Source organism: Lysobacter sp. F6437, assembly GCF_052547215.1.
Genome location: NZ_JBQWRB010000003.1, coordinates 42,188 through 58,718, shown reverse-complemented (window position 1 = coordinate 58,718; position 16,531 = coordinate 42,188). Strand labels below are relative to the sequence as shown.

At 68.7% G+C, this 16,531-nt stretch carries 12 protein-coding genes and 1 pseudogene; 7 read left to right on the top strand and 6 right to left on the bottom strand.

What is annotated here, in order from left to right; genetic code table 11:
- The first annotated feature begins 165 nt into the window (after window positions 1-165).
- Together ACT9F5_RS10420 and ACT9F5_RS10415 are read left to right on the top strand one after the other, a co-directional pair.
- The gene (locus ACT9F5_RS10420) at window positions 166-510 is read left to right on the top strand and encodes a hypothetical protein (protein ID WP_445119886.1); all 345 of its coding nucleotides are present in this window, start codon (window positions 166-168) and stop codon (window positions 508-510) included.
- Window positions 511-655: 145 nt separating this feature from the next.
- Window positions 656-1,333 carry a Dph6-related ATP pyrophosphatase gene (locus tag ACT9F5_RS10415; protein WP_445119885.1) on the top strand — a complete coding sequence of 226 codons (678 nt, stop codon included), beginning with the start codon at window positions 656-658 and terminating at the stop codon, window positions 1,331-1,333.
- 6 nt (window positions 1,334-1,339) lie between these two features.
- Here ACT9F5_RS10415 and fghA read toward each other — a convergent pair whose 3' ends face one another.
- The 5 genes from fghA to yihA all read right to left on the bottom strand — a co-directional run bounded on the left by fghA (window position 1,340) and on the right by yihA (window position 8,842).
- Complete coding sequence (gene fghA, locus ACT9F5_RS10410; RefSeq protein ID WP_445119884.1) at window positions 1,340-2,170, bottom strand: S-formylglutathione hydrolase; 831 nt, start codon at window positions 2,168-2,170, stop codon at window positions 1,340-1,342.
- 132 nt (window positions 2,171-2,302) lie between these two features.
- A complete protein-coding gene (locus ACT9F5_RS10405) occupies window positions 2,303-3,412 on the bottom strand; it encodes an S-(hydroxymethyl)glutathione dehydrogenase/class III alcohol dehydrogenase (RefSeq protein WP_445119883.1) in 1,110 nt (369 codons plus the stop codon).
- Between the two features lie 262 nt (window positions 3,413-3,674).
- Entirely contained in the window at window positions 3,675-6,413 is a 2,739-nt protein-coding gene (gene ppc / locus ACT9F5_RS10400) for a phosphoenolpyruvate carboxylase (protein WP_445120103.1), read from the bottom strand.
- 207 nt (window positions 6,414-6,620) lie between these two features.
- A complete protein-coding gene (locus ACT9F5_RS10395; protein WP_445119882.1) occupies window positions 6,621-7,997 on the bottom strand; it encodes a glutamate--cysteine ligase in 1,377 nt (458 codons plus the stop codon).
- Between the two features lie 212 nt (window positions 7,998-8,209).
- Window positions 8,210-8,842: a ribosome biogenesis GTP-binding protein YihA/YsxC gene (yihA, locus tag ACT9F5_RS10390; protein WP_445119881.1), complete on the bottom strand. Its 633-nt coding sequence runs from the start codon at window positions 8,840-8,842 to the stop codon at window positions 8,210-8,212.
- 162 nt (window positions 8,843-9,004) lie between these two features.
- Here yihA and ACT9F5_RS10385 point away from each other — a divergent pair.
- From ACT9F5_RS10385 to ACT9F5_RS10365, 5 genes and pseudogenes are all read left to right on the top strand, one after another.
- Window positions 9,005-9,784, top strand: a pseudogene (locus tag ACT9F5_RS10385) (c-type cytochrome); the annotation flags it as partial.
- 330 nt (window positions 9,785-10,114) lie between these two features.
- Window positions 10,115-10,789 carry a DsbA family protein gene (locus ACT9F5_RS10380; RefSeq protein ID WP_445119880.1) on the top strand — a complete coding sequence of 225 codons (675 nt, stop codon included), beginning with the start codon at window positions 10,115-10,117 and terminating at the stop codon, window positions 10,787-10,789.
- A 109-nt stretch (window positions 10,790-10,898) separates the two neighbouring features.
- Window positions 10,899-11,702 (top strand): thioredoxin domain-containing protein, encoded by an 804-nt coding sequence (locus ACT9F5_RS10375; RefSeq protein ID WP_445120102.1) that lies wholly within the window; start codon window positions 10,899-10,901, stop codon window positions 11,700-11,702.
- Complete coding sequence (locus ACT9F5_RS10370) at window positions 11,699-12,571, top strand: thioredoxin domain-containing protein (protein WP_445119879.1); 873 nt, start codon at window positions 11,699-11,701, stop codon at window positions 12,569-12,571. The genes ACT9F5_RS10375 and ACT9F5_RS10370 overlap by 4 nt, the downstream gene beginning before the upstream one ends.
- Window positions 12,572-12,647: 76 nt before the next feature.
- A complete protein-coding gene (locus tag ACT9F5_RS10365) occupies window positions 12,648-13,385 on the top strand; it encodes an endonuclease/exonuclease/phosphatase family protein (RefSeq protein WP_445120101.1) in 738 nt (245 codons plus the stop codon).
- 123 nt (window positions 13,386-13,508) lie between these two features.
- On the opposite strand, the gene ACT9F5_RS10360 is transcribed toward ACT9F5_RS10365, so the two are convergent.
- Window positions 13,509-16,469: a TonB-dependent receptor domain-containing protein gene (locus ACT9F5_RS10360; protein WP_445119878.1), complete on the bottom strand. Its 2,961-nt coding sequence runs from the start codon at window positions 16,467-16,469 to the stop codon at window positions 13,509-13,511.
- Window positions 16,470-16,531: the final 62 nt, after the last annotated feature.

The window sequence follows — 16,531 nt, the reverse complement described above, 5'->3', positions numbered from 1 at the left end:
GCCATACGCCCCTGTAGGAGCGGCTTCAGCCGCGATCTGGAATCGGCACGGGCGGAACGATTATCCGATCGCGGCTGAAGCCGCTCCTACAGGGCGCCGGTGGCGCTTCACGGGGGGCCCATGCCAGTCTCCCTAAGCTTTTCCCGCCCATACAAGGAAACCGCCATGGCCACTCGTTACTACATCGCCCTGCCCGACGGTGACCGCGCCCGCGGCGCCGATCCGGAGTTGTCGTTCAAGTCGCAAGGCGCGGATGGCTTCGCCAGCGAACTGCAGGCCGCGCTGCGCAGCGACGAACTGTTCCAGCGTTGGCGTGCGCGGCAGGACGACCCCGACGACATCGACGAGGCACTGGCCGCGACCGATCCTGACGCGACCGTCGAAGGCAAGCGGGACGCGATGCACATCGACCTCGTGGTCACCACCTCGCTGCCCGGCAACGTCTTCAAGCAGCGCCTGCGGCTGCTGGCCGGCAGTGGCTGGGAACTGCGCGACGTGACGGCGGCCTGAGCCCGCGCACGCGTCGATTGCGGCTCGCAAGCGGGCTTTTGTAGGAGCGGCTTCAGCCGCGATCGGGAACCGGCTTGAGCAAACGATTCCCCGATCGCGGCTGAAGCCGCTCCTACAAACCCGCCCACCGGGCGACAATGGCCGCATGACCGACATCCTGCTCGCCTGGAGCGGTGGCAAGGACGCTGCCTGGACCCTGCATACGCTGCGCCAGCGCGACGACGTGCGCGTGGCCGGCCTGTTGACCACGGTCACCGCCGGCTTCGACCGCATCGCCATGCACGGCATCCGCCGCGACGTGCTGCAGGCACAGGCCGATGCGGTGGGCCTGCCGTTGATCGAGTCGGTGATCCCGCAAGCCTGCGACAACGATACCTACGAGGCCGCGTTCGCCGCTGCGCTGAGCACCGCGCGTGAACGCTGGCCGGAGCTAGACACCATCGCGTTCGGCGACCTGCGCCTGGCCGACGTGCGTGCCTGGCGCGAAGCGCTGTGCGCACGGCACGGCTGGACCATCCGGACCCCCCTGTTCGGCAGCGATACCGCGGCACTGGCACGCACGATGATCGCCGGCGGTCTGCGCACGCGCCTGTGCTGCGTTGACACCCAGCAGCTCGACGCGGCATTCAGTGGACGCGCATTCGACGACGTATTGCTGGCCGAACTGCCGCCGGGCTGCGACCCCTGCGGCGAGGACGGCGAGTTCCACACCCTCGTCTCCGCCGGGCCGATGTTCGAACGGCCGCTGCAGGTCGAGCGCGGCGAAACCGTCCTGCGCGACGGCCGCTTCGCCTTCACCGATTTCGAACTGGCTCCTTTTTAGGAGCTTCTATTCCTGCAGCGCCGCCGCATGGTGGGCGACGTGCTCGCCGATGAAGCTGGCAATGAAGTAGTAGCTGTGGTCGTAGTCCGGCTGCATCCGCAGGGTCAGGGGATGACCGAATGCGGCGCAGGCATCGCGCAGCAGCTCCGGACGCAGTTGCACCTGCAGGAACTCGTCGGCGCCGCCCTGGTCGACCAGCAGCGGCAGGCGTTCACACGCGGTGCGGACGAGTTCGCATGCATCCCACTGTTTCCAGAGTTCGCGATCCGGGCCGAGATAGGCATCGAATGCCTTCTCGCCCCACGGCACGCGCGACGGTGCGACGATCGGCGAGAACGCCGAGACACTGCGATAACGACCCGGGTTGCGCAACGCGATGACCAGCGCGCCGTGGCCGCCCATCGAATGGCCGCTGATGCCGCGCGCGGTGGTGGTCGGGAAGTGCGCGTCGACCAGCGCCGGCAATTCGCTCACCACGTAATCGTGCATGCGGTAGTGGCGCGCCCATGGCTCGCGGGCGGCGTTGAGGTAGAAGCCCGCACCCTGGCCGAGGTCGTAACCGTCGTCGTCGGCCACGCCGTCGCCACGCGGACTGGTGTCGGGCGCGACCAGGACCAGGCCATGTTCGGCGGCGTAGCGCTGGGCGCCGGCCTTCTGGATGAAGTTCTGCTCGCTGCAGGTCAGGCCGGACAGCCAATACAGCACCGGGCACGGGCCGCGCGCAGCCTGCGACGGCAGGTAGATGGCGAACTTCATCGTGCAGTCGAGCGTGCTCGACGCGTGTTGCCAGACTTCCTGTTGGCCACCGAAGCAGGCGTGTTGTTCGATGCGTTGCATGTCGACCTCGCGCAGATGTTGCTTCTTGTAGGAGCGGCTTCAGCCGCGATCTGAAATCGTGTCGGTTGATCACTCCTGATCGCGGCTGAAGCCGCTCCTACAACCGCCCGATTGTTGTCGGCAGGAGCGTCCTCAGTATCGGATCACGGTCCTGATCGACTTGCCTTCGTGCATCAACTCGAACGCCTCGTTGATCCGCTCCAGCGGGAGCTCATGGGTAATGAACGGGTCGAGGTCGATCTCGCCGCGCATCGCCTGCTCGACCATGCCGGGCAGCTGGCTGCGACCCTTCACTCCGCCGAACGCGCTGCCGCGCCAGACCCGTCCGGTGACCAACTGGAACGGCCGGGTGCGGATCTCCTGGCCCGCACCGGCGACACCGATGATCACCGACTCGCCCCAGCCCTTGTGGCAGCACTCCAGCGCCGCGCGCATGACGTCGACGTTGCCGATGCACTCGAAGCTGAACTCGACGCCGCCGTCGGTCATCTCGACGATCACGTCCTGGATCGGCTTTTCGAAGTCCTTCGGGTTGACGCAATCGGTCGCGCCCATCGACTTCGCCAAGTCGAACTTGCCCGGATTGGTGTCGATCGCGATGATCCGCCCGGCCTTCGCCTGCACCGCGCCCTGGATCACCGCCAGCCCGATCCCGCCAAGGCCGAACACCGCAACCGAGTCGCCGGGCTGCACCTTCGCCGTGTTGTGCACGGCCCCGATCCCGGTGGTGACGCCGCAACCGAGCAGGCACACCTTCTCCAGCGGTGCTTCGGGATTGACCTTGGCGACCGAGACCTCGGCGACCACGGTGTACTCGCTGAAGGTGCTGCAGCCCATGTAGTGGTAGACCGGCTCGCCGTTGTAGGAGAACCGCGTGGTGCCGTCGGGCATCAGGCCGCGGCCCTGGGTCGCGCGTACCGACGAGCACAGGTTGGTCTTGCCCGACTTGCAGAACTTGCACACGCCGCATTCGGCCGTGTACAGCGGGATCACGTGGTCGCCCGGCTTGACGCTGGTGACGCCCTCGCCGACCTCGACCACCACGCCGCCGCCCTCGTGGCCGAGCACGGCCGGGAAGATGCCTTCCGGATCGTCGCCCGACAGGGTGAACGCGTCGGTGTGGCAGACGCCGGTGGCGTCGATGCGGACCAGCACCTCGCCGGCGCGCGGCGGCTCGACGTCGATCTCGACGACCTGCAACGGTTGGCCGGCAGCGAAGGCGACGGCGGCGCGGGATTTCATGGCGGGGACTCCGGAATGCGGGGATGGCTCAATGATAGGCCGACGACACGGGGAGCGCCTTTCCGTACGCGCCGGGCCGCCATTCTGTAGGAGCGGCTTCAGCCGCGATCCGGAGTCGGCGCGGGCGAACGATTTTCCGATCGCGGCTGAAGCCGCTCCTGCAACGGCCCGGATGCCCGCGATGCGCACGGAAGCAGCCGAATGCCCGCACCGCCGTCGATACTTGAATAGGCGCTCGACGTTGCGTGGAACCGCAATCAGCTCAGCCGGTGTTCTGGATGCCCGCGGCGATGCCGTTGACGGTCGCCATCAGCACCTGCAGCAATGCGTCGTCCTCGCGGTCGCCGGCGCGCCAGCGCGCCAGCAGGTCGACCTGCAGCAGGCTGATCGGGTCGATGTACGGGTTGCGCAGGCGGATCGACTGGCCCAGGCGCGGGTCGTGGGCGAGCAATTCGGATTCGTCCTTGATCGCGAGCACGGCGTCGTGAGTGCGCTCGAACTCTCCCTTGATGCCAGGATGCAGGCGCGCATGCAGGTCACCTTCGGGCAGTTGCACGGCAAGCCGGGAATAGCGCTCGAAGATGCCGAGGTCGGATTTCGCCAGCACCATCTCGACATCGTCGACCAGTGTGCCGAAGAACGGCCAGTCGCGCGCCATCTCGGCCAGGACATCGCGGCCGTGGATGTCGAGGGCACGTTGCAGCGCACTGCCGACGCCGTACCACGCGGTCAGGCCGGAGCGGTTCTGCGCCCACGAGAACACCCACGGGATCGCGCGCAACGATTCGACGCCACCCTTGTTGCCGCGCTTGCTTGGCCGCGAGCCGATCCGCAGCCGTTCGATCACGTCGATCGGGGTGGCGGCGCGGAAATAGGCGGGGAAATCCGGATGCTCGTGGATCAGCGCGCGGTAGCTCGCGCGTGCATCGAGCGCGAGCTGCGCGGCGATCTCGCGCCAGTGCGCTTCGCGCGGTTCCGGCGGCCGTGGCCGCAACGTCGCGCGCAGCACCGCCCCGGTGGTCTGTTCGAGGTTGCGCAGCGCCAATGCGCGGATGCCGTACTTGCGGTGGATCACCTCGCCCTGCTCGGTCAGTCGCAGATAGCCGTCGACCGAACCGCGCGGCGCGGCGATCACCGCGCGCTCGGTCTTGCCGCCGCCGCGACTGACCGAGCCGCCGCGGCCATGGAAGAACGCGATCCGCACGCCGCTGTCGCGCGCCAGTTCGGTCAATGCGATCTGGGTGCGTTGCAAGGCCCAGCGCGAGGCGACGATGCCGCCGTCCTTGGCGCTGTCGGAATAGCCGAGCATCACCACCTGGCGGTTGCCGCGCGCCGCCAGGTGCTGGCGGTAGACCGGATCGGCGAACAGCTCGCGCAGGGTGTCGGGCGCGGCGTCGAGGTCGTCGACGGTCTCGAACAGCGGCGCCACGTCGAGCGGCACTTCGCCGTTCTCGATGCACCCGGCGATGCGTGCCAGCGCCAGCACCGCCAGCGCGTCGGCGGCGCTGCGGCTCATGCTGATGATGTAGGGGCCGAACACGCGGTCGCCGTAGCGCGGGCGCAGTTCGGCGACGGTTCGGAACACATCCAGGGTCGACAGCGCGGTTTCGTCGTCGGGGTTGGCGACATTTGCACGACCTTCGATCAAGCCGTGCAGGCGCGCGGCACGGTCACCGGCATCGCGCGACTCCCACTGGGGATCATCGAGCAGCGCCGCGAGCGCGGCATCGTGCACCGCCGAATCCTGGCGCAGGTCGAGGCTGGCGAGGTGGAAGCCGAAACTGCGCGCGCGTCGCTGCAGCCGGCGCACCGCGAAGCCGCCCGCGTGCTCGCCGCGATGCGCGCGCAGGCTGTCGGCGATCAATGCGATGTCGGCCTCGAACGCCGCCGCGTCGGGATAGGCCGCGGGCTCGTCGTGGCGGGTCGCCCACAGCCGCTCGACCATCAGGGTGACCAGGTTTCGGTACGGCATGTCGGCGTGGCGCGGGTGCAGCCGTTCAGCTGCGCGCGGCAGCAGTTCGCGGTACCCGTCGACGCGTGCCAGCACCGCGGCTTCGACCTCGACCCGGGCCTGCGACTGGCTCAGCAGTTCGCCGAGCGCATCGAGGTCGCGCCGGTATGCGTCCAGCACCAGCGCGCGCTGGCCGGCGAGGGTCGCGGCAATGGTGGCCGCACCGACGTTCGGGTTGCCGTCCATGTCGCCGCCGACCCAGCTGCCGAAACCGAGCACGTCGGGCAAGGCCAGCGACGCATCGGGGTAGTGCTCGCGCAACGCCTCGTCGAACGCCTCGTGGAATACCGGCAACACCCGGTACAACACCTCCGACAGGTAGAAGCCGACGTGCTCGAACTCGTCGGCGACGCTGGGCTTGGCGGTCGGCGCCTCGGCGGTCTGCCAGCTCGCGGTCAGTGCCAGGCGGATGCGTTCGCGGTCGGCGCGGCGCTCGGCCGGGGTGCGGCCGCGGTCGATGTCGGCGACCAGCGCGGCGACGATCTGGCGCTCCTTGTGCAGCAGCACCCGGCGCACGGCCTCGGTCGGGTGGGCGGTGAACACCGGCTCGATCCGCAGCCGCGGCAGCAGCGCGGCGAGTTCGTCGGCGGTCACGCCCTGCCGCGCGAGCGTACCGATCACGTCGCGTAGGCCACCGGGTTGGGCACCGTCACCGGCGCGCTCGTGTTCGCGGCGGCGGCGGATGCGATGCACGCGCTCGGCCAGGTTGACCGCCTGGAAGTAGGTCGAAAATGCCCGGACCAGGTCGCTGGCGTGCTGCAGGTCGGTGCCCGCGGCCGAGGCCGCCATCGCGTCGGCCAGCTCGTCGACCGGCGCGGCGTTCTCGCGGCGGCCGATCGCGGCCCGGCGCAGGCGTTCGACCTCGGCGAGGAAGGCCGGGCTGCGTTGCTCGGCGAGGATCTCGCCGACCAGCGTACCGAGCGTCTTGACGTCCTCGCGCAGCAGCGCGTCGGTGGCACCGAACTCGACGGTGCGCAGGGGTTCGTCCAGGGTATCGGGCAGGTTCGTCATGCCGCCTACGGTAACGCAGGGCCGCGTGGAGACAGACAGAACGCCCCGGTCGACGGGGGCCCTTTGTAGGAGCGGCTTCAGCCGCGATCGGATAGCTGGTCGCCCGCGTCGATTTCAGATCGCGGCTGAAGCCGCTCCTACGCCCAGGGAAGTCCCCATGGGGACAAGGCACCCGGACTACGGCACCTAGTACGCGAACTCCTTGAACACCGGGTCGACGCTGCCACCCCACGGGCCGTGGAACAGTTCGAGCTTGCGTTCGGCCGGGGTGATTCCGGCCTCGACCAGTTCCATCAGCGGGCCGAGGAAGATGCTCTCGTCACTGCCGTTCTCGTTGACCCGCGCACGGCGGGCCAGCCCATGTGCGGAGATCTGCACCGCGCGCCGGGCCAGGTCGAGCACGGTGCCGTTGCGGAACGGCAACTTGAACGCCTGCTTCGGCACGCCGTCGCGCAGCGCATGGATCTCGGCGAGGCTGAAATCCTTGACCAGGTCCCACGCCGCGTCGAGCGCGGTGTCGTCGTACAGCAACCCGGTCCAGAACGCCGGCAACGCGCAGATGCGGTTCCACGGGCCGGAATCGGCGCCGCGCATCTCCAGGTACTTCTTGAGCCGCACTTCGGGGAACGCGGTGGTGCTGTGGTCGGCCCAGTCCTGCAGCGTCGGGGTGTGCCCCGGGTACGCGGGCAGCTTGCCCGCCAGATAGTCGCGGAACGACTGCCCGGACGCGTCGATGTAGGCGCCATCGCGGTAGACGAAGTACATCGGCACGTCGAGCAGGTAGTCGACGTAGCGCTCGTAGCCGAAGCCGTCCTCGAACACGAAGTCGAGCAGGCCGGTGCGATCCGGGTCGGTGTCGGTCCAGATCTGCGAGCGGTAGCTGAGGAACCCGTTGGGCTTGCCCTCGGTGAATGGCGAGTCGGCGAACAGCGCGGTCGCGATCGATTGCAACGCCAGCGAGACCCGGAACTTCTTCACCATGTCGGCTTCGGAGGCGACATCGAGGTTGACCTGCACGGTCGAGGTGCGGGTCATCATGTCGAGGCCAAGCGTGCCGACCTTCGGCATGTACTCGCGCATGATCTTGTACCGGCCCTTGGGCATCCACGGCATTTCGTCGCGGCGCCATTTGGGCTGGAACCCCATGCCGAGGAAACCAAGGCCCATCGGCTCGGCCACGCTGCGCACCTCGCGCAGGTGGGTGGCGGCTTCGCGGCAGGTTTCATGCAGGGATTGGAGCGGGGCACCTGACAGCTCCAGCTGGCCGGCCGGCTCCAGCGATACCGAGGCGCCGTCACGGGTCAGCGCGATGACGCGGCCATGCTCCTCGACGGGGGCCCAGCCGAACTGGACCAGGCCCTTGAGCAATGCCTCGATGCCGCGCTCGCCTTCGAACGTGGGCGGACGCAGGTCATCGGTACGGAAACCGAACTTCTCGTGCTCGGTGCCGATCTTCCAGTCGTCGCGGGCGCGCGCGCCGGACACCAGGAAGTCGAGCAGCTGCGCGCGACCTGCGGCTCCGGCTTCGATCGGGACATCCTTGACGTGGCTGGGACCGGACACGTGCACCTCGCTGGACGGGGGAGCCGGCGATGCGGCGTGCTGCCGACATTCGCAGGAATCAGCGCAGTGTAACGAGAGGGATGGCGAGCGAATGTCGCCGAACCGCAACGCTCCAGCCCATCCCCGGGACAATCGCGCTTGTAGGAGCGGCTTCAGCCGCGATCGGACAATCGTTCGTCCGTACCGACTCCGGATCGCGGCTGAAGCCGCTCCTACGCCCCGGAGGAAGTCCCCTTCGGGGTCAGTTGCAGCCAGCCGCCGATCACCGCGCGGGCCTCGTCGACGCCCTGCTTGGACTCGCCCGAGAACAGCTGCACGCTGACCGCGTCGCCGTACTCGGCCTGCATGTCCTTGCGCACCGCCAGCATCGCATTGCCCTGCGCGCCGCGGCCGAGCTTGTCGGCCTTGGTCAGGATCGCGTGCGCCGGCAGCCCGCGGCTGACCGCGTAGCCGAGCATCTGCCGGTCGTAATCCTTCAGCGGATGGCGGATGTCCATCACCACCACCAGTCCCTTCAGCGCCTCGCGGGTACGGAAATAGCGATCGAGGAACGCCTGCCAATGCGCCTGCAGGTCCTTCGGGACCTTGGCGTAACCGTAGCCGGGCAGGTCGACCAGGAAGCGGTCGGTGGTCGGCGGGATGTCGAAGAACACCAGTTGCTGGGTCCGTCCGGGGGTCTTGGAGACCCGTGCCAGCGCGTTCTGCTGGCAGATCGCGTTGAGCGCGCTGGACTTGCCGGCGTTGGAGCGGCCGGCGAACGCGACCTCGAAACCGCCGTCGGGCGGCAGTTGCTGCGGATTGTGCGCCGCCAGCATGTACTGGGCGCGGGCAAGGGGATTGGCCATGCCGCTAGGATCGCACGGCGGGGTCCCGGCGTGGCCGCGGAGCGCTCCGCCGCATCCATCCGGCGTCCTCGCGTTGACCCGCCTGCGCCCCGCGACGATAATTCTGCGGTTCCGACGGCCGTTTGCGGGCCGTCACTTCAGTGTTTTCCGGAGCCAATCCCAATGAGCCACGCCCGCGTCCTCGGCTTTGCCGGCCTTGTTGCCCTTGCGGCAGCCGCCGTTGCCTATGCCCAGACCACGGTCACCCCGATCCCCGATGCCGAGCCGGTGCAGACCGCGCCGCTGGAGGACGTGGCTGCGACGACGACCTGGGGCGATGCCGCCAAGGGCGCGACGCTGGCCGGCACCTGCGCCGCCTGCCACGGCCTCGACGGCAATCCGACGGACCCGCAGTACCCGCGTATCGCCGGCCAGAGCGAGCGCTACATCGCGCACCAGATCGCACTGTTCAAGAGTGGCGAGCGCAACACCGGCATGAGCGCGGTGATGAAGCCGTTCGCCGACATGCTCAGTGCACAGGACGCCCGCGACGTCGGCGCGTACTACGCCACCCAGACCTCCGGCGCCGGCGTGGCCGACGACGCGGTGGTCGCCGACGGTCCCTACAAGGACATGAAATTCTTCGAGATCGGCGAGCAGCTGTTCATGGCCGGCGACGCCGAGCGCGGCATCCCGGCGTGCATGGCGTGCCACGGCCCCGATGGCGCCGGTAACCCCGGCCCGGCCTATCCGCACGTGGCCGGCCAGCAGGCCGCCTACACCCAGCGGCGTCTGGAGGAGTACCGCGCCGGTACCACCACCCAGCGCGAACCGCACCTGTTCAACATCATGGCGACGGTCGCCAGCGAACTGACCGACCAGGAAATCGGCGCGCTGGCAAGCTACCTGCAGGGCCTGCACCCGAGCGCGAACGACGTGGCCATCGCCGGCATGGCGCCGGCGGCGGTGACCTCGAGCGGCCCCGGCACCACGCCTAGCGTGGTTCCAGGCGCGGGCGAGGCCAGCACCGGTGCTGCCGATGCAGTTGCCGCCCCCGTCGACAGTGACAGCCCGGCCGAAGCCGCGACCCCGGCGGCCGTACCGGGTGAAGCCACCGCCGATCCCGAAGGCGAAGGTTGATCCAAACAGGTACGCCGGCCGGGCGTCCTCACGCCTGGCGCAACGGAACTCGCGGCATCTCGCGCGGTCCCAGTCCAGACTCCTGTTGTTCATTGCGCCGACCGTAACCTGCGGTCGGCGTTTTTTATGCCCGCCCCAAAAGGGAGCCCCCCGATGAAACCCGCATTGCCCCGCCTCGCGCTGCACGCCGTCCTGTCGCTGTTTGCGCTGATGCCGCTGTCGGCGCTCGCCGCCTTGCCCGGTCAAGCCCCGGTGGTGGGCACCGACTATGTCGAAATCGTCGATGGCCAGCCCTTCGCGCCACAGCCGGGCAAGATCGAGGTGGTCGAGGTATTCGGCTACACCTGCATCCACTGCGCCCATTTCGAGCCGCTGGTGAGCAAGTGGAAGGCCGGGCTGCCGGCGGACGTTTCGTTCGTGCCGGTGCCGGCGCCGTTCGGTGGCTACTGGATCCCGTATGCGCAGGCATTCCATGCAGCGCAAGCGCAGGGCCTGCTCGGCAAGACCCATGGCGCGATGTTCGACGCGCTGCACCAGACCCACAGCCTGCCGATCAGCAACGCCACGCCGGCCGAGATCGCCGGCTTCTACGCCGCCCATGGGGCCGACACCGAGCAGTTCATCGCCGACATGGCCAGCGAGGCGACCGAGGCCAAGCTGCAGCATGCGCGCGAGTTCTTGCGCCGCAGCGGGGTCCAGGGCACGCCGACCCTGATCGTGGCCGGCAGGTATCGGGTGCTGGGCGACAGTTTCGAGGAGCTGCTGGACACCGCCGCGGCGCTGGTGGAGATGGAACGCACCCGCCTGAAGCGCGCCGCGGCGAAGTGAGCGCGCTGCACATCCGCATGCGGGCACGACCGGTATCCTTGCCGGAGCCGCGGCGTTGCCGCCACCCCGATTCCCTGATGGAGATCCGCCCATGATTCCGCGCCCGGCCATGTTGTACCGCCTCGGCCTGACCCTCGCGGCCGCGCTTGCCCTGGCCGCCTGCTCGCAGGAAGCGCCCGCGCCGGCCAACCCCGGCAGCACGACCGCCCCCGCCAGCAATGCCTCGACGCCAACCAACGCGCCGGCCGCGAGCGGAGCCACGGCCCGCACGCCCGGCGCGGTCGTGCCGCCGGTCGGCGCGGCCCCGGTCGCCGGTACCGATTACGTCGTGATCCCCGGCGGCACCCCGTTCAAGGCCGGCAACGACAAGATCGAGGTGGTCGAAGTGTTCGGCTACACCTGCCCGCACTGCGCCACGTTCGAACCGCTGGTCAGTGCGTGGTCCACCGGGCTGCCGGCCGACGTCGAGTTCGTCCCGATGGCGGCGCCGTTCGGCGGCTACTGGATGCCGTATGCCAAGGCGTTCTTCACGGCGCAGGCGATGGGCGTGGCCGCACAGAGCCACGAGGCGGTGTTCCGCGCGATCCACGTCGACCGCAGCCTGCCGGTGCAGCCGTTGCCGACCGATGAGCAACTGGGCCAGTTCTACGCGCAGTTCGGCGTCGACCCGAAACAGTTCACGAGCACCATGTCGAGCTTCGCGATCAACGCCAAACTCAGCCAGGCACGTCAGTTCATCGAGCGCAGCTTCGTCAATGACACCCCGAGCACGCCGACCCTGATCATCAATGGCAAGTACCGCATCAAGACCGCGGCGTTCGATGAGCAGTTGCGCATTGCCGACCACCTGATCGCGATGGAGCGGGCCGCGATGCCCGCGGATGCCGCACCGGCCGCGGGAGCAGGCGAATGAGCCGTCACGCCGTTCGCCTGCGCGGCATCGGGCTGGCATTCGCAGCCGCCTTCGCACTGGCCGCGTGTGCGCCTGAAGCGCCGGCACCCACCAATACCGCAACGCCAGCGACACCCGCGGCGGGCAACGCGGCCGCACCGGCCGCCACATCGAGCCCCGCGTCACCTTCGGCACCGGCCGCGGCCGCGGCAGCGAACACCCCGGCACCGGAACGCGTGCCCGGTCCGATCGTGCCACCCGTCGGCCCGGCGCCGGTGGCCGGCACGGACTACGTCGCGATCGCAGGTGGCGCGCCGTACCGGTCGAACCCCGGCAGGATCGAAGTCGTCGAAGTATTCGGCTACGTGTGCCCGGCGTGCGCCGCGTTCCAGCCGCTCGCCAACGACTGGAAGGCCAAGCGGCCGGCCGATGTCGACTTCACCTACGTGCCGGCGCCATTCGGACCCGACTGGATTCCGTACGCGAAGGGCTTCTACGTGGCGGAGTCCGAAGGCCTGGTCGAGCAGAGCCACGACGACCTGATCCACGCCATCCACGTGCAGCAGAGCATGCCGGGGGAAGGCGACAGGCCGAAGGAAGCGGACGTCGCCGGGTTCTACGCCGCCTACGGTGCGGACCCGAAGGCGTTCCTCGCCAAGATGAACAGCTTCGCCAACAACGCCCAGGTCAATCGCGGCAAGCAGTTCATGATCCGCAGCGGCGTGCAGTCGACGCCGACCCTGGTGGTCAACGGCAAGTACCGGGTCCAGGGCAAGTCGTTCGAGGACATGCTGCGCATCACCGACCACCTGGTCGCGATGGAGCGCGCGGCGATGGCGCCCGCGCCTGCGGCGACCCCGTCGCCGGGCAACGACGGCGCCGTCGACTGACCGACGACCGATGGATGCCCCCGGCCACGACCGCTCCGGTGCCCAGGCCCCTCCGTCGGGCAGCCAGCGCCTGCGCCTGCTCAGCGCCAACATCCAGGCCGGTTCCAGCACGCGCGGCTACCACGACTACGTCGCGCGCAGCTGGTCGCACGTGCTGCCGGCCGGCAACAAGCGCGGCAGCCTCGACCAGATCGCCCAGCTCGCCGGCGAGTACGACATCGTCGGCCTCAACGAGAGCGACCCGGGCAGCCTGCGCTCGGGCTTCACCAACCAGACCCACTACCTGGCCCAGCGGGGTGGCTTCGACTACTGGAGCCACCAGCCCAACCGCCGCGTCGGCAACGTCGCCTCCAGCGCCAACGGCCTGCTCAGCCGGCTGGAACCGCGCGAGGTCGTCGACCATTCGCTGCCGGGCCGCATCAGTGGCCGCGGGGTGCTGCTGGCGCGGTTCGGCGATGGCGACGACGGCCTTACGGTTGCGATCGTGCACCTTTCGCTGGGCGCCGCCTCGCGGGTGGCGCAACTGGGTTTCATCGCCGAGCTGCTGCACGACCATCCGCACGCGGTGCTGATGGGCGACTTCAACTGCCCGATCGAGCGCCCCGAAATGCAGGCGCTGTTCCGCACCACCCGGCTGCAACCGCCCGACTGCGTGGTCAACACCTTCCCGAGCTGGCGCCCGCAGCGCGCGATCGACCACATCCTGATCGGCGACGGCCTGCGTTGTTCCGGCGCCTGCGCGATGCCGGCGGCACGCTCCGACCACCTGGCGATCTCACTGGAGCTGGACGTGCCGCGCCGCGCTCTTCTGTAAGAGCGGCTTCAGCCGCGATCATGGAGTCGGATGAGCGACCGGGTCTCCGATCGCGGCTGAAGCCGCTCCTACAAAAGCGAACGGCCGGTAATTCCACCGGCCGCTGCTTTCCCGCTTCGGGACTCAGAACCGCAGGTTCGCCCGCACGTAGTAATAGCGCCCGCCCGGGATGTCGTAGGTCGACGCGTCGTAGCCGTTGAGCGAGCACGACAGGCACAGCGGCGGATCCTTGTCGAGCACGTTGTTGACGCCACCGGTCAGCTGCAGGCCCTTGAACCAGTCGAACTCGTAGCCCAGCTGCAGGTCGTGGTAGGTGATCGCGTCGAGCGTGTTGGTGCCGGCCCAGATGTCGTTGCCGTCGTCGTCCTGGCCGACCACCGCGCCGTCGCTGCAGACCGCGAACGAAGCGGCGTCGCCGCAATCCTCGGTCAACTCGCTGATGTGGCGGACCACCCAGGCCGCGCTCCAGTTGCCACGATCCCAGTCGAGCGCCGCGGTCGAGGTCCAGTCCGGGATCGCGCTGTCGGTGACCTCGATCCCCACGGTGCGCGGCTGCACCTGGCCGGCGCCGCCGATCGCCTCGTAGCGGGTCACGAAGGTGTTCTGCCAGCTCAGCTTGAACCGGCCCGCCGCGGTCTCCGGCAGGGTCCAGAACACGTCGGCGTCCCAGCCGTCGGTCTTGATCGAACCCAGGTTCGTCAAGCGGTTGCCGAAGGCGTTGATGCTGCCGACCGAGGTGCGGGTGATGCCGTCGCAGTACAGCGGGTCCAGCGTCTCCACGCACAGGTCGAGTTGGGTCTGGGCGTCGATGGCCTGCACCGCACCCTCGATGCTGTGCCGGTAGAAAGTCAGTTCCAGGTCGAGCCGGTCCGACCACGACGCGTTGGCGCCGAAGCCCGGGCTGTACACCATGCCCGCGGTGAAGCTGTTGGCGGTCTCCGGCTGCAATTGGTCATTGCCGCCGGTGGTGACCGAGATCTGCGAGTTGGTCTGGACCGCGCCCGGCGGCACCCCGAGCGCCGCGCAGTTGGCCGCATCGCCGGTCGCCGGGCTGCCGTCGACGCCGACCAGGCAGGGGTCGTCGATCTGCAGGTCGGCGCGGCTGGCCGAACCGTACAGCTCGCCGATCGACGGCGCACGGAAGCCTTCCGCATACGTCGCGCGCAACAGCAGTTCGTCGGCGACCTGCCAGCGCAGGCCGTACTTCGGGGTGAACTGGCTGCCGAAGGTCGAATAGTCGGAGTAACGTCCAGCCAGGCTGAGATCGAGGCTCTTGCCGAACGCGCCCTGCTCGATCAGCGGCACGTTGAATTCGACATAGGCCTCGTTGACGTCGTACTCGCCCGAGGTCGGAAGCGACGGCACGCCGTTGTAGAAACCGGCGACGGTCAGCGGGTCGGGGTTGTAGGAACCCTCGTACTTGCGGTGCTCGATGCCGGCGGCGGCCGACAACGGACCGGCCCACAAGTCGAACAGGTCGCCGGACACGTTGGCGGTGAACTGGCTTAGTTCCTGTTCGCTGCGGTCGTGCACCACCGGCTGGATCCATGCCAGCATTTCCGGGGTCAGCGTGCCGGGGCCGCCGAACACGTTCAGCGGCACGCAGCCCTGCACCGCGGCGCAGGCATCGGGATCGCCCAGCGCCAGCGCGATGTTGCGGATGTCGTAGCTGCCGAAGTTGGTCTGCTCGGCCTCGTTGCGGCTGTGCGCGAAATTGACGTCCCAGAACCAGGTGCGTGCACCGGCCTCGAAGCTGCCTTCCAACCCGGCACCAAAATACTGGGTGTCGACCACCTGCTCGAATACGCGCGCCCCGCCCTCCACCGGGCGCCGGCCGATCAGGATCAGGTTGGCCTCGTTCTCCGGCGTGGCCGGGTCGTCGATCGACGCCAGGTCGAAACCGAACGGGTTGTACGGGTTGTCGGCCGACACGAACATGCCGTCGGCGAAGGCATTGCCGGTGCCGGCATCGAGGCCGAGGAAAATCGGCTCCGGCGCGGCCTGGTTGACCGATTCGCGGCGGTTGACCAGCGCCTTGGCGTAGGCGTGCACGTTGTCGTTGAAGTAGAAACGGTACTGGCCGAACACGCCGGTACGCGTCGACGGCGTGAGCAGCATGTTGTACTCGGCGAAGTTGAAGCGGTCGGCGGTGGCGAAGCAGTGGTAGCCGTCGGTGCGCTCGCAACCGGTCTGGGCCGGATCGTAGAACGGGTCGTTGTCGCCCTCGTTGGGCGTGATGTCATGGGTCACGCCGGTGTTCGGGTCGGTGATGATGAAGCGCCCGCGCGGCGTGCCCGAACTGCCGAAGGTCAGCCCGGTGCCGGGTACCGGGAAGCGCGACTGCTCGCGGGTGTTGGCCGAGATCGCATCCTGTTCGACCCAGCTCGCACCGAGGAACAGGTTGCTGCGCTCGGTGTTCATGCCCCACGCGACATCGACGCCCCTGGACGTGCCGTCGCCCTCGCCGTACTGGCCGTAGTTGAGCGTGACCTGGCCGCCCTCGAAGTTGCGCCGGGTGATGATGTTGACCACGCCGGCGATCGCGTCGGAGCCGTACAGCGACGAGGCGCCGTCCTCGAGCACGTCGATCCGCTCGACGATCGCCAGCGGAATGGTGTTGAGGTCGGTGGTCGCGCCGACGCCGGACGCCGAGGACTCGTTGACCCAGCGCATGCCGTCGACCAGCACCAGCACGCGTTTGGCGCCGAGGTTGCGCAGATCGACCTGGGCCGAACCCGCGCCGACGCCATCGCCGTTGGGCGAGAAGCCGAAGTTGCCCGACGAGTTGAACTTGGTGTTGAGCGCCGAGCCCGAGCCGGTGAGCTCCTGCAGGATGTCGCCGATCGAGGTCAGGCCGGTGCGCTCGATGTCATCGCGGCTGAGCGTCTGGACCGGGGTCTGGGTCTCGATCTCGGCTTTCTTGATGCGGGTGCCGGTGACCTGGACGGTGTCGAGGGTGGTGGCGCTGGGGGCGGTGTCGGGGTCCTGCGCGGCGGCCAGTAAAGGCGTGGCAAGCATCGGAACCAAAGCCAGCAGCGACAACGAAACGGCTTTCGCCAACGGGTGGCGACGGGGTGCGTTCATCGACTTCTCTCTCCGTAGAAAAACGATTGCGAAATCGCCGCACCCCTGTCTGCGACGTCACC

Coding starts and splice junctions, on each gene's coding strand:
- ACT9F5_RS10420 (WP_445119886.1), top strand. CDS start 166: ATGGCCACTCGTTACTACATCGCCCTGCCCGACGGTGACCGCGCCCGC.
- fghA (WP_445119884.1), bottom strand. CDS start 2,170: ATGCAACGCATCGAACAACACGCCTGCTTCGGTGGCCAACAGGAAGTC.
- ACT9F5_RS10360 (WP_445119878.1), bottom strand. CDS start 16,469: ATGAACGCACCCCGTCGCCACCCGTTGGCGAAAGCCGTTTCGTTGTCG.
- ACT9F5_RS10405 (WP_445119883.1), bottom strand. CDS start 3,412: ATGAAATCCCGCGCCGCCGTCGCCTTCGCTGCCGGCCAACCGTTGCAG.
- ACT9F5_RS10380 (WP_445119880.1), top strand. CDS start 10,115: ATGAAACCCGCATTGCCCCGCCTCGCGCTGCACGCCGTCCTGTCGCTG.
- yihA (WP_445119881.1), bottom strand. CDS start 8,842: ATGGCCAATCCCCTTGCCCGCGCCCAGTACATGCTGGCGGCGCACAAT.
- ACT9F5_RS10375 (WP_445120102.1), top strand. CDS start 10,899: ATGTTGTACCGCCTCGGCCTGACCCTCGCGGCCGCGCTTGCCCTGGCC.
- ACT9F5_RS10370 (WP_445119879.1), top strand. CDS start 11,699: ATGAGCCGTCACGCCGTTCGCCTGCGCGGCATCGGGCTGGCATTCGCA.
- ACT9F5_RS10415 (WP_445119885.1), top strand. CDS start 656: ATGACCGACATCCTGCTCGCCTGGAGCGGTGGCAAGGACGCTGCCTGG.